Consider the following 24,786-nt stretch of genomic DNA (forward strand, 5'->3'; position numbering starts at 1 on the left):
CATAAAACAGCCACTAAATCCAACAACTCACAAAGACATCAAAGCATTATTCACACGAGGCACTATGCAAAATAACACCAGCTGTACCGACCCATATCCCACTGACTACGAGATAGGCCAAGACAATATTGAGATAATGGGGATGGACATTCACAACCCGGTGTTCTTTGTCAGCTCTCTTTTAATTATTCTGTTTGTGACCGGCACCATCATCTACCCAGAAGGGGCCAACCACCTATTGAACGAAGTAAAGGTGTGGTGTTTAAGTAACTTTGATTGGTTTCTGATGGGCTCAGCTAACTTCTTACTGATGTTCTGTATTGGTGTGGCCGTCTCACCTCTGGGTCGCATTCGACTGGGCGGGCAATACGCCAAAACCGAGTTTTCCCTGATGTCGTGGTTTTCTATGTTATTTGCCGCCGGCATGGGCATAGGCCTTATGTTTTGGGGGGTCGCAGAGCCCATGGCCTATTTTAGCGGCTGGGGAGGCACCCCTTTTGCAGTAGAGCCATTCAGTGACGAGGCCGCTAGCTTGGCAATACCTGCCACTATGTACCACTGGGGCTTTCATGCCTGGTCGATTTATGCGGTCGTTGGTCTGGCACTGGCTTTTTTCTGCTACAACAAAGGCATGCCCCTGACGATTCGTTCGGTATTCTACCCGCTGTTTGGTGAGAGAATCTGGGGCTGGCCAGGACATGCCATTGATATCCTGGCTGTACTGGCGACCATCTTCGGTCTGGCCACCTCTCTCGGTCTTGGCGCATCACAGACATCTGCCGGACTTAATTTCCTATTCGGCATTCCCGACGAGATCAACACCAAGATTGGCATTGTGATTGGCGTCACTTTTATTGCTGTCCTTTCGGTTGTCCGGGGCCTGGAAGGGGGCGTCAAAGTACTCAGTAATATCAACATGCTGATTGCCTTGCTGTTGCTGCTTTTTGTTTTTTTTGCAGGCCCAACACTGGCAATACTCAGCGGGCTGCTGGCAACCACAGGCAATTATCTCACCCAACTTATTCCCTTAAGCCTATGGAGTGATCGCCCGGACACGCAATGGATGCAAGACTGGACCGTATTTTACTGGGCCTGGTGGATTAGCTGGTCACCCTTTGTCGGCATGTTTATCGCTCGCATATCCCACGGACGCAGTGTGCGAGAATTTATCATTGCAGTGCTCTTCGTACCGGTACTAGTAACACTGTTATGGATGAGCACTTTTGGAGTAAGCGCCTTGATCCAATCACAAGGTGGTATCGGCGAATTGGCAAAAGGTATTAGCTCCCCCAGTCTGGCCACTTTTCAAATGCTGCAACATCTTCCATTATCCAGCATAACCACCGGACTAGGTACCTTGTTAGTCTTGGTGTTTTTTGTCACCTCCTCTGACTCCGGCTCTCTGGTGATTGACAGCATTACTGCGGGAGGCAAGCTGGACGCACCGGTACCTCAGCGAATCTTCTGGGCCATGATGGAAGGCCTGATCGCAGGCGCGCTATTATTTGGTGGCGGTAAAGCAGCACTAAGCGCACTGCAAGCCGGCGCAATTGCAACCGGCCTGCCCTTTACTTTGATACTAGTACTGATGTGCGCCAGCCTGCTGATTGGGCTAACTAAAGAGCACTTAAATCCACCAACAGCTGATTAATTGCCTATGGGCCGCCAGCCTATTAGGCTGATTGGCATCACCGAGACACATTAATTTGGGTGAGTTGATATCCGTCACACCGCTGGGTGAAGAATTTAGCCCGCTGCTGCGAGCGATTCAGCAGCTATGCCAGCAAGCCGAACAACACCCACTTAATGGCAAGGTACGCTTTCAATCGATGTCGACCCAGCCGATATGTTCTGAGCATTCAAATAACATCGCTGACCCCAAGCGCAACAATCACACGGCCGCTTTTAGCACTTCAATTAACAACCACCTCAGCTAGACTGTGTCTTGCCACTATTAACCACGCTGTAGATTTACTATGCCCGAGCCAACCTCAACTCCCTTTACCGCCCCGACCAACCCCAATTACGGTCAAGGTGTTTTTCGCCGCCGGGTTCGGCTAAGTGGCCAAGCGGGTAAAGTCGTGGCGGAGCTGGAAGATTGCTGTCACGGCTTCCGCTCGGTGGTTTATCACGATGGCCAGCAGGTCACAGACATTCAAGCGGAAGCTTTAAGGATCCCCCTCACCACTTGTACCGGGGCAGTTGAACCCATCAAAGCGCTAATCGGCACCGACTTAAACAGCTCCACCCTCGACATTCACCGCCAGGTGAGCATCAACGCCAACTGCACCCATATCTATGATTTAACCCTGCTGGCCATCGCGCACTGCCGGCGCGGCAATACTGAACGTATCTATGACGTGGCGGTTGAAGATGAAGCGGGCACTACCAGTGAGGCCACTGTTCACCTTAATCAGCAACTGATTCATAAATGGCAAACCAAAGACTTCGCGGTACTCGAACCACAAGCCATTGCCGGCAAACCGATGATGAAAGGCTTTACCCTTTGGGCTAATGACACCTTCGATGGCGATGACAGAGAAGCCGCTTTCGTGCTGCAAAAAGGCTATTTTGTGGCGCAGGCGCGTATTTACGATATGGATAAACTGGATGGCGTTGCGGCGGTCAATAATGAAACCATGTTAGGTGTCTGCTATTCCTATTCCGCAGATGTGGTTGGAAATGCCTTTCGTACCAGCAAGACCACCCGCGACTTTACCGATACCCCCGAGCAATTACTACGATTCCTTTAGCCGCGAGAGCGAATTTTTATTACTCCAAACGACCTGCAAACCGTTTTGCGACTGGCTTGCACCGGCAAAAACCGTGATAATACGCGCCCTTTTTAATACCAGCGCCAGCGAACCCGTATTCTATGAAAGACCATATTGCCGAACTGATTAACGCCGCTCTTAGTACTCTTGTCGACCATGGCGCGCTACCTGCCGACATCGAGCCACGGATCAGCATCGATCGCACCAAAGACAAAAGCCACGGCGATCTGGCCAGCAATATTGCCATGACTTTGGCGAAAGCCGCGAAGAAACCACCACGGGATATCGCACAGCTGATTATCGATGCGCTCCCAGCGTCGGCACAACTCAGCAAAGCAGAAATTGCCGGCCCGGGATTTATTAACTTTTTTCTGAATGAAGCCGCCGCCAGCGCCGTGGTGACTGACATATTGGCGCAGGGAAAACAGTTTGGCCGCTGCAAGGATGGCGCGGGTAAAAAAGTGCAAGTGGAATTTGTATCAGCCAACCCCACCGGACCACTGCACGTGGGTCATGGTCGCGGCGCCGCCATCGGCGATACCTTGTGCCGGGTACTAAATGCTGCAGGCTGGAACGTTACCGCCGAGTTTTATTACAACGATGCAGGCCAGCAAATTAATAATTTGGCCACCTCAGTACAAGCGCGCTGCAAAGGTTTAGGCCCTGAAGATGCCAGCTGGCCGGAAGACGGCTATCGCGGCGACTACATCACCGACGTCGCCAATTCCTATATGGCCAAAGACACCATCGATGCCGAAGACAAACACGTCACCGGCGTTGGCGACCCGGACAACAACGATGCCATTCGTGATTTTGCTGTTGCTTATTTGCGTCGCGAACAAGATTTGGATTTGAAAGCCTTTGGGGTCGACTTTGATGTTTATTATTTAGAATCCGCTTTATACAACGATGGCGATGTTGAAAAAACCGTTCAGCAGTTGATCGACAGCGGCCACACCTATGAGAAAGACGGCGCGCTGTGGCTGCGCACCACCGATTTCGGTGATGACAAGGACCGCGTAATGCGCAAGTCTGAAGGCGGCTACACCTATTTTGTGCCCGATGTCGCCTACCATCTTAATAAATGGCAGCGCGGCTTTACCCGCGTGGTCAACGAACAAGGCGCTGACCATCACAGCACCATTACCCGGGTCAGAGCCGGCGTACAAGCGGTCAGTCAGAATACCGGGTTGGCCATTCCCAAGACTGGCCCGAATATGTACTACACCAAATGGTGATGGTGATGCGCGGCGGCGAAGAAGTAAAAATCTCCAAACGCGCCGGCAGCTATGTGACCATTCGCGACCTGATCGATGAAGTCGGCAAAGACGCCACCCGCTACTTTTTGGCGGCGCGAGCGGCCACGTCGCAGCTGACTTTTGATATTGATTTAGCCGTTTCCCAGAGCAACGATAATCCGGTGTATTACATCCAATACGCCCACGCCCGGGTATGCAGCATGTTGAACAAACTCGCAGACAATGGCTGGAGCTGGTCAGCTGACAATGCAGACACATTAGAACTGCTCACCGAAGATACCGAAAAAGAATTACTCAAACGTCTGGCCGCTTATCCCGAGCTGATAAAGAACGCCGCCAATAAGTGCGAACCCCATGCCATTGCTAATTATTTAAAAGAGCTGGCCAGTGATTTTCATAGCTATTACAACGCCCATAAAATGCTGATTGATGATCACGCCCTGCGCAATGCCCGGCTAAGTTTAAGTGAAGCGGTCCGGCAAGTGATTGAAAATGGTCTAGACTTGTTGGGAGTTTCTGCACCGAAAGAAATGTAATACTTGCGTCAGGCAGCAATGCCCGCGCCCTCACAACCACTTCTTTTGCACCAGATCCAGCTACCGTCGGCTATTACATTTTTCCAACACATTGCTTCAAATACTATGCCAAGATTTTGCTAAAAACCCAAGCCCGCTACCCGCAAGAAAAAGCAACCCCCCAAAGTCAGGTGCCCGGCTGGGTTTGGCTCTTTACCGGTATTGTCACCGGTTTGTTTATCAGCTTTCTCGCTTATCTAGCTGACATCACGCCGACTCCGGCGCCAGGAAATGTCACTGCCAAGGTTGAGGAAGTAAAACAGGAAGCCAAAAAGCTCACCACCAAGTTTGATTTTTATACATTGCTACCTGAGCGCGAAGTCATTGTTGCCAGCGAAGATGACGAAGCCGAATTTATTGAAAAGCAGAAATCATTGATTTATATCTTACAAGCGGGCTCTTTCAAAAAAGCGGCCGATGCTGACCGCCTGCGCGCCAAACTTATTCTGATGGGACTGGATGCCAATGTTGATGAAGTGGCTAACGCCAATGGCAATTGGCACCGTGTTCAGGTTGGCCCGTTTACTGACCGCTCCAAGCTGGCAAAGGCGCGCAACACACTGATCAGCCAAGGCATTGATACACTGCTATTAAAACGCAAAGCCGAAGGCTAAACGAAGCAGTCAGACGCTTGAATTAGTACAAAGCGCCCCCATATACTTTTATCTGTAAAAATTTGAGGACCACACCTTGGATCAATATCGAGGCACCACTATTCTCTCTGTGCGCCGCAACGGCAAAGTTGTTATCGGCGGCGACGGCCAGGTTTCCATGGGCAATACCGTAATGAAAGGCAATGCCCGCAAAGTGCGACGACTCTACAACCAACAGGTTATTGCCGGTTTTGCCGGAGGCACTGCGGACGCCTTTACCCTGTTTGAACTGTTTGAAGCCCAACTGGAAAAATATCAAGGCCACCTGACACGGGCCGCGGTTGAGCTGGCAAAAATGTGGCGTACCGAACGCTCGCTACGCCAACTGGAAGCTCTGCTGGCAGTTGCTGATAAAACCACTTCGTTAGTGATTACCGGTAATGGCGATGTTATCGAGCCCGAAAATAACCTGATCGCCATTGGCTCCGGCGGCCCTTTGCCCAATCTGCCGCCAAGGCCTTATTGGAAAATACCGAATTAAGCGCGCTAGACATTGTCCAAAAGGGGCTCACGATTGCCGGTGATATTTGTGTGTATACCAACCACAACCACAGCATTGAAGAACTGGATTGCGAGTAATGATCTCTAGCATCTAGCATCTAGCATCTAGCATCTAGCATCTAGCATCTCAAATTATCAACATAGGCGACCCCATGTCACAAATGACTCCTAGAGAAATTGTTCACGAACTGGATAAACACATTGTCGGTCAGGAAAACGCTAAACGCGCCGTTGCGATTGCCTTGCGTAACCGCTGGCGCCGAATGCAGCTGAGTGAAGAGCTGCGCAATGAGATTACACCAAAAAATATTTTGATGATTGGCCCAACCGGTGTTGGTAAAACAGAAATTGCACGGCGCTTGGCCAAACTGGCTAATGCGCCTTTTATTAAAGTTGAAGCGACTAAATTTACCGAGGTCGGTTATGTCGGCCGCGATGTTGATTCCATTATTCGCGACCTGGTCGATGTATCCATTAAATTATTGCGCGAACAGGAAATGGAAAAAGTTCAACACCGTGCCGAAGATGCCGCCGAGGAAAGAGTGTTAGATGTTTTATTGCCGACGGCCCGCGGTGATGAAGACGATAAAGAAAATACTACCCGCCAACTATTCCGTAAAAAATTACGCGAAGGTGAGTTAGACGAAAAAGAAATTGAAATTGAAGTCAGCGCCGCCCCCATCGGCGTCGAGATTATGGCCCCTCCCGGCATGGAGGATATGACCAGCCAATTGCAATCCATGTTTTCCAATATGGGCAACGGCAAAAAGAAAACCAATAAAATGACAGTGAAAGCAGCGCTGAAAAAAATCAAGGAAGAGGAGGCCGCTAAGCTGGTTAACGAAGAAGAATTAAAAGCACGCGCCGTCGATGTGGCCGAACAAAACGGCATTGTGTTTATTGACGAACTCGACAAAGTCGCCAAGCGTTCCGAAGGCGCGGGTGCCGATGTATCGCGCGAAGGGGTACAACGGGATTTACTGCCTTTAATCGAAGGCTGTACCGTCAGCACCAAACACGGCATGATCAAAACCGATCACATTTTATTTATTGCCTCTGGCGCCTTCCACTTAGCCAAACCTTCCGATTTAATTCCTGAATTGCAAGGCCGCTTACCGATCCGCGTAGAATTAGAAGCCTTATCGCCTGATGACTTCGAACGCATCTTAACAGAGCCTGACGCCTCACTAACTGAACAATATCAGGCATTAATCAATACCGAAGGCATGCAAATATCTTTCACTCAATCAGGTATTCGTCGCATTGCCGAAACGGCCTGGGAGGTCAACGAACGTACTGAAAATATTGGTGCTAGGCGTTTGCATACCGTGCTGGAACGACTATTGGATGAAGTATCGTTTAATGCCACGGACCAAAGTGGTAGCCAGCTGGATATCGACGAGAACTATGTCAATGAAAAACTTGGCGAACTGATTCAAGACGAAGACTTGAGCCGGTTTATTCTATAAGCTTAGCGCCCCGCAGAATGATGATGACACTATGACCCAACCTCCCATTCCAACCGGCATTGAATTGCACAAGCGCACAAAAATGCTGGAGTTGGTGTACAGCGATAACGAACGCTATTCATTGAGCTGTGAATATTTGCGCGTCTATTCGCCATCAGCAGAAGTTCGCGGACACGGCCCTGGGCAGGAAGTATTACAGACAGGGAAAATTAATATTGCTATCGATGCTATTCACCCCGTGGGCAGCTATGCCTTACAGCTGGTGTTTAGTGATGGCCATGATTCCGGTATTTTTTCCTGGGATTATCTTTATCAGTTGTGCACTAACGAAAAGGATTGGTGGCAGGATTATCTGGATCGCTTAGCCGCTGCTGGCGCTAACCGCGACCCGGATATTCAAGTGGTTAGAATCGGCAATTGATATTGAGCCACCCCGCGCATTAAGCAACCCACTCTATCGCCTCATTGGCACAGGTAAAAAAGTTAACCTGCCAAGGTCCTCCATCCAGCTCTGAATCATATAATGAAGCCAGCGAAGAGTACTCTTGATTGTTAAAAACAAAGGCAATTTTCATCCGGGGGTTGCTTTTTGCTGCAGCCTTATCGAAAGCCGCAATCCTCAACACATCATCAAAAGATACATGTAATTCTGTTACCTGTGAATAATCGCGTACCTGGCCACGGGTATCATCAAAGCGAGCATCACCATACAGGGAACTGTATGTTTTGATTAACTGCTCACTGGTAATCGCACCGTGGAATTTCCAGTGGATACTGCGTCCGCGCCATTCTATGTCACAAGGCATTGTAGTGGATTCCAAAATAGTTCAAGAAAAAGTCATGATCCCTATCCAGTTCAAGCCACACTTGTCGGCTCAGCTCAGTCACTTGATGGAGGCGATTCTAGGGGCAGTAATGACTTGGCAATATGACCGTTTCCGACAGCGCTATGACCACTTCCACTACACCACGTAACACATTGATATTATTGATTTTTTTATTATAAGTAGATGTACTTACAGGCTTAAGATTGAGCTAGTAATCGTCGTTATTGTCATAGCCAAATGCCAGATTATCGAAGCGCGTAAAGTGGCCAATAAAGGCCAACTTGGTGGTGCCGGTAGGACCATTCCGCTGTTTACCGATGATGATTTCAGCAATGCCTTTATCCTGACTTTCCTCGTTATAGTATTCATCACGATAGATAAACATAATCACATCAGCATCCTGCTCGATCGCACCTGACTCCCGCAAATCCGAGTTAATCGGGCGCTTATTAGGTCGCTGTTCCAGCGAACGGTTAAGCTGTGACAGGGCAATCACCGGGCAGTTAAATTCTTTGGCGATGGCTTTCAGGGAGCGTGAAATCTCCGAGATTTCGGCAGTACGTCCCTCGGACGAGCCTGCCACCTGCATCAGCTGCAAATAATCCACCATAATCATCGCCAGATCGCCATGCTCACGGGCAATACGGCGGGCGCGGGAGCGGATTTCGGTCGGTGTTAATGCTGGCGTGTCATCGATAAATAACGGCCGGTCCTTAAGCTTGCTCACTGCGGTGGTTAATTTTGGCCAATCCTCTTCATCCAACTTACCACTCAATACCTTGCCCAAATGAATACGCCCGATTGCCGAGATCATCCGCATGATGATCGCATTGGCGGGCATTTCCATACTGAATACCATGACCGGCTTATCCTGGTTGAGCACCGCGTGCTCTACCAAATTCACCGCAAAGGCGGTCTTACCCATGGACGGACGAGCGGCAACAATAATCAAATCCGACTTCTGCATCCCCGACGTTTTTTCATCGAGGTCGGCAAAACCGGTACTGACACCAGTAATCGTTGCCTCAGAATTAAACAGCTCATCGATGCGTTCAACCGCACTCTTTAACAGTGGATTAACCGCTTGTGGACCACCCTCTTTGGGGCGCTCTTCGGCAATTTGCATGATGCGGCGCTCAGCCTCATCTAACAGCTGGTCACTGTCACGGCCCTCGCGGTTATAACCACTATCAACAATTTCATTGGCCGCGTTAATAAGTGCTCGCAAACTGGATCGCTCACGGACCACCTTCGCATAAGCGCGAATATTGGCAGCACTAGGGGTATTATTTGCCAGCTCGGCCAGATACGGTAAACCACCGACATGCGCTAATTGATCATTGCTATTAAGGGCTTCCGCCAGTGTAATAACGTCGATTGGCTCCCCAGCCTCTACCAGCTTGGCCATTTGTGTGAATATCTGGCCATGGACGCCGCGGTAAAAATCACTGGCATTAACCTGATCGGCGACACTGTCCCAGCTATCATTGGCGATCATCAAACCGCCCAGCACTGATTGCTCCGCCTCAATTGAATGCGGTGGCAACTTAATCTGGTCTAGCTCAGGGTCATCTTCACGGCTAAAGGCAAAGATATTATCAAGATTCGTTGGCGGTTCGTTTTCCATATCCACAGTCGGTTTGTTACCTGCAGTCTTTCTATTATTCGAAGTGTAAGCTGGGCTTATGCTATCAGGAGACGACTCCCGAGTATGTAGGCCGCAACAAAATCGCGGCAAAAAAAAAGCACACCGGACAGCGAACCACCGGAGTGCTTTTTTGAAATAAGCGGGCTGCCCTGGCGGGTTTAGCCTACTCTTTCAAAGCCATCAATTATTCGGCTTCAGGAATAATGTTAAGCTTAATCGCCTGAGTGACTGATGAGTGCAGCTGCACGTCAATCTCATACTCACCGACTTCGCGAATAACACCCGTTGGCAAACGCACTTCTGACTTGCTAACTTCTACACCGGCTTTAGTGATGGCATCAGCAATATCGCGAGTACCAATAGAACCGAACAACTTACCTTCATCGCCAGCATTGGCTTCGATAGTCACGGTCAACTCAGCCAGCTGGGCAGCACGCGCTTCAGCAGCAGCACGCTTTTCAGCAGCGGCAGCCTGGAGCTCAGCACGGCGGCTTTCAAAATCAGCCACATTGCTGGCAGTAGCTGGTACAGCCTTGCCATAAGGAATCAAATAGTTACGACCAAAACCTGCTTTAACGGTGACTTTATCACCCAGATCACCAAGCTTGCCGACCTTCTCTAACAGAATAACTTGCATTGTACTTACCCTCATTATGTCCAGTCGCAAAATCTATTCAACGACCGTCTAATCTTTATCAATTGCTCAATCAGGCTTTTGGTTTTGCTTACTTGCCAAACGCCCGCGAATATCAATCCAACTGTCTACTATCGCCAACACCACTAGCACCCCTTTAAGAGGGTCAAACAACAGCCAGCTAATATAGAAAAACAGCAGCCAACTACTATTCATTTGCCGTTGTGCAGCAACACCATGTACTAAAGCAAAACCGGCGAACACAAATGGCAGTGCCACCATTGCTCCCCACAGGCGATAATCCGGCCCCAGTGATGACAAGGCCAAACCTGCCACCAGTAACACTATCGATAGCTGCGGCGCCAATCTCAGGCTATGGAACTCTTGCCTGAAACCACCGGGGTTGTATAACTGCGCTTGCCACCAACGTGCCAACATCAGACACATGACCACAGTAAACGCGTTACTCAAACCCAATAGACCTGCCACCTGTAACGCTGTTGGCGTTAACGCCGCCAGCTTGCTGGCATCACCGTTTGGCTGACTGGCTAATTGCTCCAGCACCTGCACTAATAAACGCAATATCTCATCGATATAACCGCGTCCAAAAGTCAGCAATACCACTGCGGTAACAACTCCTGAAGCCACTGCGGCGACTAACGCCCATGACCAGGAGGTGGTCGATCTCAACACCATCGATACCAGCATGACTCCCAATAGAGTCGTGACTGGCCCAGTATCACCCATTGCTGCCATTACTATGGCGGGCAACATGGCCCAAAGCAGTACGTGACTGCTTTGGCTGGGCCCTTGGCGAAGTGTCACTAAAGCCAACACTGCCGCTCCGACCCAAGCAAACAATACAGTTCCGGTAGCGATAACTGAGACTATCACCGCCTGTGAGCGGCCTCTCATTACATATTCAGCTAAACCACGCATGAATGCTTACCCAAACCGTACATCGACAACGCGACCTAAGCCTTTGTTGACGATAAACAAACCTTACTTATGCTGGTCTGTATATGGCAGTAAAGCCAAAAAACGAGCCCGCTTAATGCAGCTGGAAAGCTGACGCTGATACTTCGCCTTAGTACCGGTAATACGGCTAGGTACTATTTTGCCAGTTTCAGTGATATAGGCTTTCAAGGTTTCCAGATCTTTATAATCAATCTGATCTACACCTTCTGCAGTAAAACGACAGAACTTACGACGACGGAAAAAACGTGCCATGGGAATATCTCCTAATCAGACCGATTATTCTTCGCTAGCAGCTTGATCAGCTACTTCAGCAGTGGACTCTTTATCCGCAGATTCTGCAGCAGGTGCAGACTCTTCGCGGCGCTCAGGACGTGCAGCGCGACGCTCGCGGCTCTCTTTTTCGGCTTTCATGATTGGTGACTCTGCAGTAACAGCAGCATCCATCTTCACTACCAGGTTACGTATAACGGCATCGTTAAAACGGAAGTTAGTAGTCAATTCATCGATAGCTTCTTGATTAGCTTCAACGTTCAACAAAACGTAGTGGGCTTTATGAATTTTGTTGATAGGGTAAGCCAAGTGACGACGGCCCCAGTCTTCCAAACGGTGGATTTTACCGCCGTCCTTCTCAATAGCCTGGGTGTAGCGCTCGACCATGCCGGGCACCTGCTCAGATTGGTCCGGGTGGACCATAAAAACGATTTCGTAATGACGCATAGCATCTCCTTACGGGTTAAGCCACCGCACAACTCATAGTGAAGCTGCCGTGTGACAAGGAGTCTTCGGTAGCCTATAGCCGTTTAAAGCGGGCAGCCGGAGATTTAAGAGGCGCGGATTTTAGGGGATTTCAGTATTGATAGCAAGCCATTTGACCAATAAACAATCACTCACCTTCAGCCCTACTGTCCAACTCATGCCGGTAGAGCAAATACTGCTTCATTGCATTATCCATCATCAGTCGCAACTTGCCCGATTCTTGATACTGCTTGAGTTTACTTTCCATTGCTTGTGCATACTTGGCCATCGGCGACCTGGACGAAATAATCCAATGAACCGGCACCTTCATAATGACAGGGCCCCGGGGGGTAAATTCAGCCCGCTTGCCTAATAAATGAAACTCCAACTGCAGGGTCTTATTGACACCAACCACATAGTCAAGCTCGCCATCAACCAAGGCCCGAGCTACAGCAGCATAACTGGGATAATGGACAATTGATAAACTTTCTTCAGCATAGCGATCAAACTCAGGGTTACCCGACACACCTAGCTCACCAAAATGGCCACCCCTTAAACCCACTAGCTCCTGCCGCCGCTCGAATTTTATTGCACTGTCCCTGGCAACAAAGATCCGTGATTCAACATGGTATACAGGGATAGCAGAAACGATTAAAGCGTGAGCATCAGGAAGATACTCTGGCGGGAAAAAACTATAATCTGACTGGCCAGCCATCACCTTCTGTAAGGCCACGCCTGGAGCCTGACTTGAGGGCGTATCAATCCACTGCGTCTCAACCTGAAAACCCAACTCCTTAGCAATTGCTGCTACTACCAATGATGCATAACCACCAACCCCGCCGTTGATGGCATCATACCAACCATAAGGGGGAAGATGATCCTCTTTGGAAGCATCGACATGAAAAGTCTGGGCACCGAGATTGTTTGCCAATAGGCACAACAGAATAAATGTCCAGAAAGTATTAACCATTAGCCGCGCTGCCTAACCGCCTCAAACAAACAGATTCCTGTAGCCACCGACACATTCAGGCTACTCACTGAACCTGCCATGGGCAGCTTAATCAAGTAATCACAATTTTCCCGGGTTAATCGACGCATACCTTTGCCCTCAGCGCCCATCACTAATGCTATCGGCCCAGTTAAATTAGCCTCATAGACACTTTGCTCAGCCTCGCCAGCGGTACCACTAATCCAGATACCCCGCTCCTGAATATCCTTCATGGTCCTGGCAAGGTTGGTCACCTGAATAAACGGCATCACCTCAGCTGCACCACAAGCCACCTTCCTAACAGTAGCATTGAGCGGTGCGGAGTTGTCTTTGGGGGCGATAACAGCATCCACACCTGCGGCATCAGCGGTGCGTAAACAGGCACCTAAATTATGCGGATCGGTAACGCCATCCAGAATCAATAACAATGGCGGGTGATCCAGCCCATCTAACAATTCTTTTAAGTCGCGTTCACGCAGTGTTTGGGCCGGTTTGGTTTGCGCCAACACCCCCTGATGATTGCCTTCAACTTGCTTATCAAGCTCATCACGGTTAACCGTCTTGCAACGAATACCTAATTGCTCGGCGTGATCCTGTATTGCCTGCATGCGCTGGTCGTTACGGCCCTGCTGCAACCACAATTCTTCGATGCGATTGGGTTGTCGCTGCAATAAGGCCTCAACGGCATGGATGCCAAACACCCAATGTTGTTCACTCACTATTTGTTCTCACTACTCTCAGAATAAAAAATTATCGTTTTCTTTTTCGGACAGTTTTACCCGCCGCCGCACTATTAGCAGCAGGCTTTGCGTTTGATGCTGACTTGCTAGACGCTTTTGATTTAGTTGCCGGCTTTGCTTTAGTACCTTTTTTTGCCGCGGCTACTTTACCACCAGCAGGCTTGGACGATTTCTGCACGCGCTTTTTATTGGCACTGGCATTTTTTTTATCCACTGATTTTTTCTTACCCGTCGGGCGCTCAACAGTAGTTTTGGATTTAGCCGCTCGCCGTTTGGCGCGACTGGAGCCTTCCACCATTTCCAGGTCAATTTTCTTATCATCCAGACTCACGCGCACAATCTGCACCGTGACCGAATCCCCTAACTGAAAACTGGTACCGGTGCGCTCACCCAGCAAACGCTGCTTGGCTTGATCAAATTGATAATAATCACTGGCTAGCGAACTGACATGCACCAATCCTTCGACATGCACCCCCACTAATTCTACGAACAAACCAAAACCGGTAACCGCAGCGACTACGCCTTCAAAGGTTTCACCCACACGGTCTTGCAAATACTCACACTTAAGCCAAGCCACGACTTCACGAGTGGCATCATCAGCTCTGCGCTCAGACATCGAACACTGCGCGCCCAACACTAACAGCGCCGCTAAGTCATACGGATAAATATCTTTCTTAGCCAGCACACCGGCACCTTCAACCCGCTTCACCTGCGCTGACTCCATATTACTGCGCACCACATGGCGAATAGCACGATGTACTAACAGATCGGGATAGCGGCGAATAGGCGAAGTAAAATGCCCATAAGCGTCATAATTCAAACCGAAGTGACCGAGGTTTTCCGGCTGATAAACCGCTTGCCGTAACGACCGCAACATCATCGTTTGAATAATGGGGGCATCAGCGCGATCACCCAATTGCGACAACAACGCTTGATAATCATCAGGGGTGGGCTTGGCACCACCGGTCAAATCCAAACCCAGCTCACCAAGGAAAGTGCGTAACACTTCCAGCTTTTCTTCTGTTGGACCTTCATGCACACGGTAAAGTGCATCAACCTTGTGCTTTTCCAAAAACTTGGCGGCGGCGACATTGGCGGCCAACATACACTCTTCAATTAATTTGTGCGCATCATTACGCACCACTGGCACAATCTGCTCAATCTTGCGGTGAGGGCCAAACATAATCCGCGTTTCAACAGTCTCAAATTCAATCGCCCCGCGTTGAGTACGGGCGATACGAAAGGCTTTATATAAAGCATGCAACTGTTCGAGCTGTGGCATGACATGGCCAAACTGTTTATGGAAGGGCTTACTATCAGGATGCGTCGGGTCCAGCATCGCACCCACTGCGGTATACGTTAAGCGCGCATGGGAATGCATAACCCCTTCAAAAAATTGATAGCTACTCATTTTACCCGTCGCACTGATAGTCATCTCACAAACCATACACAGGCGATCAACTTCCGGCTTTAAGGAACACAAACCATTGGATAAAGCCTCTGGCAACATCGGCACAACGCGCTCGGGGAAATACACCGAGTTGCCACGCAACGTCGCTTCCTGATCCAGCGCACTTCCCACTTGCACATAGTGGGAGACATCGGCAATCGCTACCCACAAACGCCAGCCACCGGATTTTTTTGCCTCACAATAAACCGCGTCATCAAAATCACGAGCATCTTCACCATCAATAGTGACAAACGGCAGCTTGCGTAAATCCACCCGATGCAACTTGTCTTCTTCCAACGGCTCAGCGGCCAGCGACTGTGCCTCACGCTCCACTTCCTCAGGCCATACATGGGGAATATTATGGGCGCGAATCGCCACATCAATTTCCATCCCCGGCGCCATATGGTCACCTAACACATCCACTACGCGGCCAATAGGTCGCTTGCGCCAACCAGGCTGCGAAGTGATTTCCACCATCACGTACTGCTCAACCGACGCACCACCCACATCTTCACGGGGAATCAAAATATCGTGATTAATACGGGCATTATCCGGTGTAACAAACACCACCCCATCCTGATCAAATAAACGTCCAACCACTTGCTGGGTATTGTGGCTGATCACCTCGACGATCACCCCTTCCTGCTTACCGCGATGATCGTAACCGGCGCTGCGACAAATCACTTCATCACCATCAAACACCGTACTCATCTGCTTGCCATTTAGGTATAAATCGTCACCACCCTCAAGGGGAATCAAAAAACCATAACCGTCACGGTGAGCACTTACCCGCCCCCGCACCAGCCCCATCTTGCTGACCAGACCGTAAGCGCCTTTACGATTGCGCATTAACTGCCCGTCGCGCTCCATCGCTTTCAACCGGCGACGCAAAGCTTCAACATCCTGGTAATCTTTCAAATCCAGTGCTTTAGTCAGTTGATTGCGATTAAGCGGACCGTCGGCCTGCTCTAAAAATTCAAGAATAAATTCTCTACTGGGAATGGGCTGGTCATATTTCTCAGCTTCACGCTGAGCATGGGGGTCTATATCAGTTGGGCGGTCGGCCATAGGGCAAGGAGATCCATCAGTTATTGGCGTTATGTGCGTCTATTATACGCAACTATTTAGGCAAGCAGTTCTTTTATTGACAAAACCCGGAGGGGCGCGTAAATTGCGCGCCTCAGCGCTTGGGCAGAAACTCAAGCCGCTGTACCCAAATGGTGAAATTGGTAGACGACGTGCAGGATGCACAAGTGTTGCGCGAGGCAGGAGCCGAAAGCAACCCCGCGTAGTGTGTCGGACCGCGGTAAATAAAAGATGCACAGTTTAAATTAGGCACTATGCCTGTTTAAAGCCCAGGTGGTGAAATTGGTAGACGACGTGCAGGATGCACAAGTGTTGCGCGAGGCAGGAGCCGGAAGCAACCCGCGTAGTGTGTCGGACCGCGGTAAATAAAAGACGCACAGTTTAATTTAGGCACTATGCCTATTTAAAGCTCAGGTGGTGAAATTGGTAGACGACGTGCAGGATGCACAAGTGTTGCGCGAGGCAGGAGCCGGAAGCAACCCCGCGTAGTGTGTCGGACCGCGGTAAATAAAAGACGCACAGTTTAATTTAGGCACTATGCCTATTTAAAGCCCAGGTGGTGAAATTGGTAGACGACGTGCAGGATGCACAAGTGTTGCGCGAGGCAGGAGCCGGAAGCAACCCCGCGTAGTGTGTCGGACCGCGGTAAATAAAAGACGCACAGTTTAATTTAGGCACTATGCCTATTTAAAGCCCAGGTGGTGAAATTGGTAGACGACGTGCAGGATGCACAAGTGTTGCGCGAGGCAGGAGCCGGAAGCAACCCCGCGTAGTGTGTCGGACCGCGGTAAATAAAAGACGCACAGTTTAATTTAGGCACTATGCCTATTTAAAGCCCAGGTGGTGAAATTGGTAGACACGCTAGCTTCAGGTGCTAGTGCTCGCAAGGGCGTGGAGGTTCAAGTCCTCTCCTGGGCACCATTCAAAACTCCGTAGCCAGTTCGGCTGCACTATCAAACTACGAAGCCCAGGGTCTAGTCCGGGACTTGAGCCGAAAGAGGTTCACAAAATGCACCAGCATTTTGGACGCCCGCTTTAATCAGGGCGCCCCAAAGGGGTAGAAGCAGCCCTAAGGCTGATTCAATCAACTCCTCTCCTGGGCACCAAATTGAAAAACGTCGAGAGACTACGAGAGACCACCTAAGAGATTGATTCTTTGGTGGTTTTTTTTCCTGCAACTTTTCTCCACGGCCCCCCATAGTTTCTATTAGTCTAGAAAATAGAGCGCGCATGGCGCGTGAGTGGAGCGCACCTGCCGCACTAGAAATGTCTGAAAACATAGAGATTTGAGACATTAAAAACGCCAGCGGCTTCGGTCGCTGACGTGCCAATTAGAGACGTTGGTACGAGGTCGGATAGAAATAATACTTGCCATGGCACAGTGCGGGGTCGGACCCACTTTTGTGCTGTTTACAAAAGTGGGGCCGACCCCTGACAGAAACCGTTGGCACGATTTCCCTAAATAAACCTTTTTCAGGTCACTCCGATTTATCAACTTGCCATTCTGGCAGATACTTCGAAACAACATCGTGCCAACGGTTTCTAACGGGGGTCAGAGCAAAATTTTACAAACAACGTAAAATTATTGGTCTGACCCCACATCGTGCCGCGATAAGATCGACCCTATCCAATTTCCTGCCAGCTGGAATGCGCACGTAATTATCCAACTACGAAGTGCAGAGTCTAGTCCGGGACTTGAGCCGAAAGAGGTTGAAGCAGCCCTAAGGCTGATTCAATCAACTCCTCTCATCGGCACCATAAATACTGCTAACTAAACACCCAGCCGTGCATCCCCGCACAAACACGCTCAAAGCAATAAAGTCGATCTAAGACAAATCCTTCCGATACGTCAACGGTGTCACCCCCGTCCATTTTTTGAATGCGCGAATAAAAGCACTGGCTTCAGAAAACCCGGTCTTGAATGCAATCTCTTCAATGGAGGTTTGCTGGCGGGACAAATGATAGATAGCCATATCCCTGCGCAATTGTAATTTCAACTCGCTGTAAGTTAAGCCTTCATCACTCAACAAACGTCTTAGCCGCTTCGGGTTGATTTTAAACTTGCTGGCAAGCTGAATAAACGTTGGTAAATGGTTCAGGTCTTTATTGATCTCATCAGTGATCAGCCTTGACCAACTCTTATTGCTATAGGTATTTACCAGCACGTTATAAAGCGAATTCCTGAGGAAATCCGCCAGGCTTTCGGGTGTTTGTTTGACCGGTCGCTCGAGCAATTTACGGTCAAAGATTAAGCTGCAACGATCGGCATTAAATTCGACAGGAGCGCCTTGATATAAAGCCTGGTATTCCCCTCGATAACTTGGCTCGAGGTAGGGTAACGTCACGGTTTTTAAGGGTAGGTTCGATTGAGTCAACCAACACAATTGGCGATGCATACTAAACGTAAATAATTCGTAGGCATACGGCTCTAGCGCAGGCTTTTCATGCGCAACAGGGGTGATTTCCAGAGCGGCATCAGCCCCCGAATACTCAATTTAGGCTGAAAACCGTGTTCGAGGATACTGTAAAACAGACAGCATCGTTTGAGGGCCTGTCCCAGCGTTTTAGATTGAATCAGCCAATGACAGAGAATGGACCATTGGCCTATTTTTATTGGCCTGGCGCAATACCCCAGCATCTCATCACCCATCTCGCGCATGGTCACAGTCTGCAATTTGGCAAACTGCTCCGCCCCCACCCTCGCATGTGGTTCATTTAATAATCTAGGTGATATCCTGCTTCGGCGCAGTAAGCGGGATAGGTCGTGGCCCTGCGTGTGAGCATGCTTTAACACCGCCTTCACGAAAACAATATGGATAGATATATCTTGCATGGTCTGGTACCGCAGCGACTCATAATGTCTATTTTTGTCCCCAGTGTCATTGTTTTACTGGCAGTATGCAAGGCACAATAATCAGCATAGGATGCTTGCTCAATATATCCGCCACTATAACTACCCAACACAGGACTCCAGCAGTGACTCATACCGCATATATCTATGATGCTATTCGCACACCGCGTGGCAAAGGCAAAAAAGACGGCTCTCTTCATGAAGTTAAATCCGTCGCCTTGGCTGCCGGCTTATTAACCGAGCTACAAACCCGTCATGACCTCGATACCAGCCGAGTGGATGATGTGGTGATGGGCTGTGTGTCGCCAGTAGGCGAACAAGGCGGCGATATTGCCAAGTCTATTGTTCACTATGCTGACTGGGACGAAAGCGTTGCCGGCGTTCAATTAGATCGCTTTTGTGCGTCCGGCCTGGAAGCGGTCAACATTGCCGCACAAAAAATTGCTTCGGGCTGGGAAGACCTGGTCGTTGCCGGTGGTGTTGAGTCCATGTCACGAGTGGCAATGGGCGTTGCCGGCGGAGCATGGCTTAATGACCCTGAGGTCAGCATCCATAATCATTCGGTACCACAGGGTGTAGGTGCAGATACCATCGCCACCCTCGCCGGCTGGACCCGTGAAGATGTCGATAATTTTGCCCTGCACTCACAACAGCGCGCGGCATTCGCACGCGACAACGGTTACTTTGATCGCTCGGTGGTGCCGGTGACTGATCTCAATGGCGTGACTATTCTCGATAAAGACGAGTTCATTAAACCCGGCACGACGATGGAAATCCTCGCCGGTTTGCGCCCCTCTTTTGCGCCAATGGGCGGTATCGGCTTTGATGCCATGATGCTGAATAAATACCCGCAACTCGCAGCGATTAATCATGTCCACACGCCAGGTAACTCATCCGGCATTGTTGACGGTGCAGCGGCCGTACTAATGGGCAGCGAACAAATTGGCCGCGACCTGGGCTTAACTCCAAGAGGCCGTGTTGTTTCTACCGCAGTACTGGCCACCGACCCCACTATTATGCTGATTGGTCCGGCCCCCGCCGCTAAGAAAGCCTTAGCCAAGGCCGGCCTAACCACAGCGGATATCGATTTATTTGAAATAAACGAAGCCTTTGCCTCTGTCGCTATGCGGTTCATGGATGAGCTGAATATCTCGCATGAAATCACCAACGTGAATGGTGGCGCTATAGCCATGGGACACCCACTAGGTGCAACCGGCAGCATGCTGATCAGCATCATGCTGGATGAACTGGAGCGCCGGAATTTGAAGCGTGGATTGATCGCACTCTGTGTGGGTGGCGGCCAAGGTATTGCCACCATTATTGAGCGAGTGTAACCCCCCCCTATTACGTGATGCGTTAAATGTAACGCCAGACAGAATTGAGTAAGGTAAAAATTATGAGTGAAAAAAATCACGGCTTTAATTACGAAAAAGACGCCGACGGTATTGTGACCATTACCATGGATATGGACGGGCCGGTTAATGCGATGAACGATCAATACCGCCAGGCAATGGCCGAGCTGCCAGCAAAACTGGAAGCAGAACCAGGGTTAACCGGTGTAATACTCGCGTCAGCAAAAAGCACTTTCTTTGCCGGTGGCGATTTAAAAGAATTGAGTTCGGTTCCCAAAGGCCAGGAAGAAAGTCAGTTCCGCATGATCGAAGATCAGGTCAAAGCGCCACTGCGCCGTCTGGAAAAACTGCCGGTACCTGTTGTCGCTGCTATCAACGGTGCCGCACTGGGTGGCGGCATGGAAATTTGTCTGGCGTGTAATTACCGCATCGCCTGGAATTCACCTAAAGTGATTGTCGGCATGCCGGAAGTGACCCTGGGGTTACTGCCTGGCGGTGGCGGTATCGTCCGCTCCATTCACATGCTGGGGCTGGAAAAAGCGCTACCCTTCTTATTGGAAGGCACCCGCCTTCCAGCGGCTAAAGCACAACAAGTCGGTTTTGTTGATGCCTTGGTTGAGACCGCAGATGAATTGGTGCCCGCCGCCAAAGCATGGATAAAAGCCAACCCTGATGCCGGGGTTCAACCTTGGGATATCAAAGGTCACAGCATACCCGGTGGCGATGTATGGCAACCGGCAATTACCAGCCTACTCTCCATGGCGCCGGCCATGACCTATCAAAAAACCCGCGGCTTACTGCCTGCCCCTGAACGCATTTTAGCGGTAGCTGGTGATACGGTTGCGGTTGATTTCGACACCGCCTTACGCATTGAATCACGCGCGCTGGCATTTTTAATTACGACGCCTGAAGCAAAAAATATTATCACTTCGACGTTCTTCCAACTGAACAGCATTAATAGTGGTGCCAACCGCCCGAAAGACATTGCGCCCACCCAAGTTAAAAAAGTCGGTATTTTAGGCGCGGCATGATGGGACAAGGCATTGCTTATAGCAGCGCCTGTGCCGGTATCGAAGTGGTATTAAAAGACACTAGCATAGAGGCAGCGGAAAAAGGTAAAACCTACACCGCCCAAATTTTTGACAAACAAATTAATCGCGGAAGAAAAACCGAAGCAGATAAAACCAAAGTGCTGGATTTGATTAAAACCAGCGCAGATTATGCCGACTTGCAAGGCTGCGACCTGATCATTGAAGCCGTGTTTGAAAACGTCGAACTAAAAGCCATGGTCACCAAAGACGCGGAATCTTTCCTTGCTGACGGTGGCGTTTTTGCTAGCAATACCTCTACGCTACCAATCACCCGGTTGGCTGAAGCCAGTAGCAAACCTGAAAACTTTATCGGCATTCACTTCTTTTCTCCGGTGGATAAAATGCCGCTCATTGAAATTATTTGCGGGGAAAAAACCAGCGATGAAACACTGGCTAAAGCGTTTGATTATGCCCGCGCTATTCGCAAAACCCCAATCATTGTCAATGACTCGCTGGGCTTCTTTACTTCACGCGTCTTTGTTACCTATTTAGATGAAGGTGCACGATTACTGAAAGAAGGACTAGACCCTGTACTGATCGACAACCTTGGCGCGCATGCTGGCATGCCGGTTGGACCCTTAGCGGTTCAAGATGAAGTCAGCCAGGAACTATCCAGAAAAGCCGCAGAAACTCACCGTGAACTCGGTGTATTTTGCAGCCAGTTTGATTGCAGCGTAAATACTGAAATCAGTGAAATGTTAATTGCTGACTATAACCGCGGTGGTCGCTACCACGGCGGTGGTTATTACGAGTATGCCGCCGACGGCAGCAAACGTATTTGGCCACAAATTTACACCCTGTTCCACAAACCTGAAGTCACACTGCCGCATCAGGATATCAAGGACCGCCTCATTGTTCGTCAGGTTATTGAAAGTCTCAAGTGCTTACAAGAAGGTGTTTTATCCTCTGTAGCCGATGGCAATGTAGGCTCGCTGTTAGGTATTGGCGCCCCACCTGGACAGGTGGCTTCCTGCAAGTCGTCAACACCTACGAGCACAATAACATGATTGGTCTGGAGGCCTTTATTAGTCGTTGTAGCGAATTGGAAACACTGTACGGTGAACGTTTCGCGGCACCAAAAATTTTGCTTGATAAAGCCAAAGCGAACGAAAGTTTCGTCTAATTCTTATCAAGATCGATTAAAGGCTCAGCGCTATGTTAAAAAGAGAGTTTACCGAAGAGCAGATTATGTTCCGTGCCGCCTATCGGAAATTTCTGGAGCAAGAAATCATCCCGCATATGGAAGGCTGGAGAAACAACGGCATTGTTGATCGCGAAGCATTTCTAAAAGCGGGTGCGCAGGGGTTCTTGATGACCTGGCCGGACGAGGAATATGGGGGACTCGGTGATAATGATTTTCGCTACGAGCAAATTATTATTGAAGAAAACCAATACGCCATCACCGGCGACTGGAGCTGCACATTACACAGCCGCTTGGTCGGCCCCTACTTCCAACGTTTTGGTAATGCCGAACAAAAAGCACGCTTTCTGCCCAAGTGTGTCAGCGGCGAAACCATTTTAGCTATTGCCATGACCGAACCCGATGCCGGCAGTGATTTGGCCGCCATGCGGGCAACAGCGATTGATCAAGGTGATCACTATTTGCTGAACGGCAATAAAACCTTTATATCGAATGGTGTTAATGCTGATGTGGTGATCGTTGCCGCCAAAACCGACCCAATCAATAATCCGCGACAAATTGGATTGTTTTTGGTGGAGCGTGGTTTTAAGGGTTTTGAACGCGGCGAACCGTTAAAAAAACTGGGGCAAAAAGCACAGGATACTGCCGAGCTATTTTTTCAAAATGTAAAAGTGCCGAAGGAAAATACGTTAGGTGATCCGACCAAAGGCTTCTCTTATTTAATGGAAGGCTTAGCCGAAGAACGTTTAATTGCCGCAGTTGAGGCGTTGTCGGCAGCGCAAAAAGCGTTTGACATAACCGTTGATTTCACCAATGAACGTAAACTGTTCAAGAAAACATTAGCTGAATTCCAGAACACGCAATTTAAATTAGCGGAGCTAAAAGCTGAAATTGATATGCAGCAAATCTACATCGACCAATGTGTAAAAGCGCTTAATAGCGAGCAACTGACCGCTGTTGATGCTGCCAAAGCCAAATTACTCACCAGTGAATTATTGTGTCGTGTAGTCGATGAGGGCGTTCAGTTACATGGCGGTGCAGGCTATATGGATGAATATCCCATTTGCCGCATGTATGCAGATGCACGGGTAACACGGATTTATGCCGGCACGTCAGAAGTGATGAAACTCATAATCGGCCGTGATATTTATCAGGGCGAAAACACCGCATTTATTGATCGGGATATGGCGTAACACTCAACCTACTCACCACACTTATTATTAAAGAGGAAACACTATGGATATCGCAGGAAAAACAGCCATTGTCACCGGCGGCGCATCTGGCTTGGGGCAAGCAACTACCGAACTGTATGCTGAACTGGGCGCCAATGTCGCCATCTTCGATTTAAACGAAGAAGCGGGCAACGCAATTGCCAAACGTCTGGGTGATAACGTCGCTTACTTTAATGTTAATGTCAGCGATGAGGCGTCGGTACAAACAGCCATGGACGCAGTAATCGAAAAATTTGGCGCGTTGCATATCGTCAATAACTTCGCCGGTATCGGCCCCGCTTGTAAAACCTATGGTAAAAATGGTCCACACCCACTCGATACCTATATGAAAGTTATCATGGTCAATCAGGTAGGCACGTTTAACGTTGCGCGCTTGGCCGCCGAAAAAATGGCACAGAACGAACCCTTTAATGACGACGGCGGTCGTGGCGTCATTATTAACACCGCCTCTGTTGCTGCTTATGAAGGTCAGATTGGCCAAGTCGCCTACTCTGCCTCGAAGGGTGCCATTGTCGGCATGACACTACCGATGGCCCGCGAGCTCGCCAGTTATGGTATTCGCGTCAACACTATTGTCCCCGGCCTGATCCACACACCGCTGTTCGACACTATCGAAGAGTCGTATTACAAGTCGCTGGAACAATCTACGGTTTATCCAAAGCGTCTTGGCAAAACCAGCGAAATTGCGAAACTTTCAGCCCACATTGTTGATAATGATTACATCAATGGTGAATGCATTCGTATGGATGCAGCTATTCGCATGCAACCACGTTAAGACGATTGGGCAACGGTAAAAGGTTGC

The 24,786-nt window shown here is 49.5% G+C and carries 23 protein-coding genes, 1 tRNA gene and 2 pseudogenes; 15 read left to right on the forward strand and 11 right to left on the reverse strand.

Features of this window, described 5'->3' with window-relative positions; genetic code table 11:
- The first annotated feature begins 64 nt into the window (after positions 1-64).
- The 8 genes and pseudogenes from UNITIG_RS07855 (at position 65) to UNITIG_RS07890 (ending at position 7,652) form a co-directional block, all read left to right on the forward strand.
- A complete protein-coding gene (locus UNITIG_RS07855; protein WP_101757878.1) occupies positions 65-1,651 on the forward strand; it encodes a BCCT family transporter in 1,587 nt (528 codons plus the stop codon).
- Between the two features lie 55 nt (positions 1,652-1,706).
- Positions 1,707-1,937, forward strand: a complete 231-nt coding sequence (locus tag UNITIG_RS07860) for a hypothetical protein (RefSeq protein WP_101757879.1) — start codon at positions 1,707-1,709, stop codon at positions 1,935-1,937.
- 39 nt (positions 1,938-1,976) lie between these two features.
- Complete coding sequence (locus tag UNITIG_RS07865) at positions 1,977-2,753, forward strand: DUF2889 domain-containing protein (protein ID WP_101757880.1); 777 nt, start codon at positions 1,977-1,979, stop codon at positions 2,751-2,753.
- Between the two features lie 122 nt (positions 2,754-2,875).
- Positions 2,876-4,569, forward strand: a pseudogene (gene argS, locus UNITIG_RS07870) (arginine--tRNA ligase).
- Positions 4,570-4,685: 116 nt separating this feature from the next.
- Positions 4,686-5,222, forward strand: coding sequence for an SPOR domain-containing protein (locus tag UNITIG_RS07875; protein ID WP_235015313.1), 537 nt, complete (start codon positions 4,686-4,688; stop codon positions 5,220-5,222).
- 76 nt (positions 5,223-5,298) lie between these two features.
- Positions 5,299-5,840, forward strand: a pseudogene (hslV, locus tag UNITIG_RS07880) (ATP-dependent protease subunit HslV).
- 74 nt (positions 5,841-5,914) lie between these two features.
- Positions 5,915-7,231 (forward strand): ATP-dependent protease ATPase subunit HslU, encoded by a 1,317-nt coding sequence (hslU, locus tag UNITIG_RS07885; protein WP_101757882.1) that lies wholly within the window; start codon positions 5,915-5,917, stop codon positions 7,229-7,231.
- Between the two features lie 31 nt (positions 7,232-7,262).
- Positions 7,263-7,652, forward strand: a complete 390-nt coding sequence (locus tag UNITIG_RS07890; protein ID WP_101757883.1) for a gamma-butyrobetaine hydroxylase-like domain-containing protein — start codon at positions 7,263-7,265, stop codon at positions 7,650-7,652.
- Positions 7,653-7,671: 19 nt separating this feature from the next.
- Here the strand turns inward: UNITIG_RS07890 and UNITIG_RS07895 are convergent, their stop codons facing one another.
- Entirely contained in the window at positions 7,672-8,037 is a 366-nt protein-coding gene (locus UNITIG_RS07895; RefSeq protein WP_101757884.1) for a hypothetical protein, read from the reverse strand.
- A gap of 4 nt (positions 8,038-8,041) precedes the next feature.
- On the opposite strand from UNITIG_RS07895, the gene UNITIG_RS23065 reads away from it, so the two are divergent.
- Entirely contained in the window at positions 8,042-8,206 is a 165-nt protein-coding gene (locus UNITIG_RS23065) for a hypothetical protein (protein ID WP_159931123.1), read from the forward strand.
- A 60-nt stretch (positions 8,207-8,266) separates the two neighbouring features.
- Here the strand turns inward: UNITIG_RS23065 and dnaB are convergent, their stop codons facing one another.
- The 8 genes from dnaB to rnr all read right to left on the reverse strand — a co-directional run bounded on the left by dnaB (position 8,267) and on the right by rnr (position 16,299).
- Complete coding sequence (dnaB, locus tag UNITIG_RS07900; RefSeq protein ID WP_101757885.1) at positions 8,267-9,685, reverse strand: replicative DNA helicase; 1,419 nt, start codon at positions 9,683-9,685, stop codon at positions 8,267-8,269.
- Between the two features lie 205 nt (positions 9,686-9,890).
- Positions 9,891-10,343 carry a 50S ribosomal protein L9 gene (rplI, locus tag UNITIG_RS07905; RefSeq protein ID WP_101757886.1) on the reverse strand — a complete coding sequence of 151 codons (453 nt, stop codon included), beginning with the start codon at positions 10,341-10,343 and terminating at the stop codon, positions 9,891-9,893.
- A 66-nt stretch (positions 10,344-10,409) separates the two neighbouring features.
- On the reverse strand, positions 10,410-11,279 hold the full coding sequence (locus tag UNITIG_RS07910; protein ID WP_101757887.1) for a hypothetical protein: 870 nt from the start codon (positions 11,277-11,279) through the stop codon (positions 10,410-10,412).
- Positions 11,280-11,342: 63 nt separating this feature from the next.
- Positions 11,343-11,570 carry a 30S ribosomal protein S18 gene (rpsR, locus tag UNITIG_RS07915; protein WP_101757888.1) on the reverse strand — a complete coding sequence of 76 codons (228 nt, stop codon included), beginning with the start codon at positions 11,568-11,570 and terminating at the stop codon, positions 11,343-11,345.
- Positions 11,571-11,594: 24 nt separating this feature from the next.
- Positions 11,595-12,035, reverse strand: a complete 441-nt coding sequence (rpsF, locus tag UNITIG_RS07920; RefSeq protein WP_101757889.1) for a 30S ribosomal protein S6 — start codon at positions 12,033-12,035, stop codon at positions 11,595-11,597.
- Positions 12,036-12,201: 166 nt separating this feature from the next.
- A complete protein-coding gene (locus UNITIG_RS07925; protein ID WP_101757890.1) occupies positions 12,202-13,023 on the reverse strand; it encodes an ABC transporter substrate-binding protein in 822 nt (273 codons plus the stop codon).
- The gene (gene rlmB / locus UNITIG_RS07930; RefSeq protein ID WP_101757891.1) at positions 13,023-13,760 is read right to left on the reverse strand and encodes a 23S rRNA (guanosine(2251)-2'-O)-methyltransferase RlmB; all 738 of its coding nucleotides are present in this window, start codon (positions 13,758-13,760) and stop codon (positions 13,023-13,025) included. The genes UNITIG_RS07925 and rlmB overlap by 1 nt, the downstream gene beginning before the upstream one ends.
- A 31-nt stretch (positions 13,761-13,791) precedes the next feature.
- The gene (gene rnr / locus UNITIG_RS07935; protein WP_101757892.1) at positions 13,792-16,299 is read right to left on the reverse strand and encodes a ribonuclease R; all 2,508 of its coding nucleotides are present in this window, start codon (positions 16,297-16,299) and stop codon (positions 13,792-13,794) included.
- An 852-nt stretch (positions 16,300-17,151) separates the two neighbouring features.
- On the opposite strand from rnr, the gene UNITIG_RS07940 reads away from it, so the two are divergent.
- Positions 17,152-17,238 (forward strand) — tRNA-Leu (locus tag UNITIG_RS07940).
- Between the two features lie 905 nt (positions 17,239-18,143).
- Here UNITIG_RS07940 and UNITIG_RS25030 read toward each other — a convergent pair.
- Positions 18,144-18,812, reverse strand: a complete 669-nt coding sequence (locus UNITIG_RS25030) for a helix-turn-helix domain-containing protein (protein ID WP_369809185.1) — start codon at positions 18,810-18,812, stop codon at positions 18,144-18,146.
- A complete protein-coding gene (locus tag UNITIG_RS07955; RefSeq protein ID WP_101757895.1) occupies positions 18,746-19,150 on the reverse strand; it encodes an AraC family transcriptional regulator ligand-binding domain-containing protein in 405 nt (134 codons plus the stop codon). Before UNITIG_RS07955 ends, UNITIG_RS25030 begins: the two co-directional genes overlap by 67 nt.
- 143 nt (positions 19,151-19,293) lie before the next feature.
- Here UNITIG_RS07955 and UNITIG_RS07960 point away from each other — a divergent pair, with 143 nt between their 5' ends.
- The 5 genes from UNITIG_RS07960 (at position 19,294) to UNITIG_RS07975 (ending at position 24,759) form a co-directional block, all read left to right on the forward strand.
- Positions 19,294-20,502 (forward strand): acetyl-CoA C-acetyltransferase, encoded by a 1,209-nt coding sequence (locus tag UNITIG_RS07960; RefSeq protein WP_200821225.1) that lies wholly within the window; start codon positions 19,294-19,296, stop codon positions 20,500-20,502.
- A gap of 62 nt (positions 20,503-20,564) precedes the next feature.
- A complete protein-coding gene (locus UNITIG_RS25515) occupies positions 20,565-21,551 on the forward strand; it encodes an enoyl-CoA hydratase-related protein (RefSeq protein WP_369809153.1) in 987 nt (328 codons plus the stop codon).
- Complete coding sequence (locus UNITIG_RS25520) at positions 21,548-22,618, forward strand: 3-hydroxyacyl-CoA dehydrogenase NAD-binding domain-containing protein (protein WP_369809154.1); 1,071 nt, start codon at positions 21,548-21,550, stop codon at positions 22,616-22,618. Before UNITIG_RS25515 ends, UNITIG_RS25520 begins: the two co-directional genes overlap by 4 nt.
- A gap of 148 nt (positions 22,619-22,766) precedes the next feature.
- Complete coding sequence (locus UNITIG_RS07970; protein WP_101757897.1) at positions 22,767-23,945, forward strand: acyl-CoA dehydrogenase family protein; 1,179 nt, start codon at positions 22,767-22,769, stop codon at positions 23,943-23,945.
- 43 nt (positions 23,946-23,988) lie between these two features.
- Positions 23,989-24,759 (forward strand): SDR family NAD(P)-dependent oxidoreductase, encoded by a 771-nt coding sequence (locus UNITIG_RS07975; protein WP_101757898.1) that lies wholly within the window; start codon positions 23,989-23,991, stop codon positions 24,757-24,759.
- Positions 24,760-24,786: the final 27 nt, after the last annotated feature.

This window comes from Oceanicoccus sp. KOV_DT_Chl (assembly GCF_900120175.1).
In the GTDB taxonomy this organism is placed as follows: Bacteria; Pseudomonadota; Gammaproteobacteria; order Pseudomonadales; family Dasaniaceae; genus Oceanicoccus.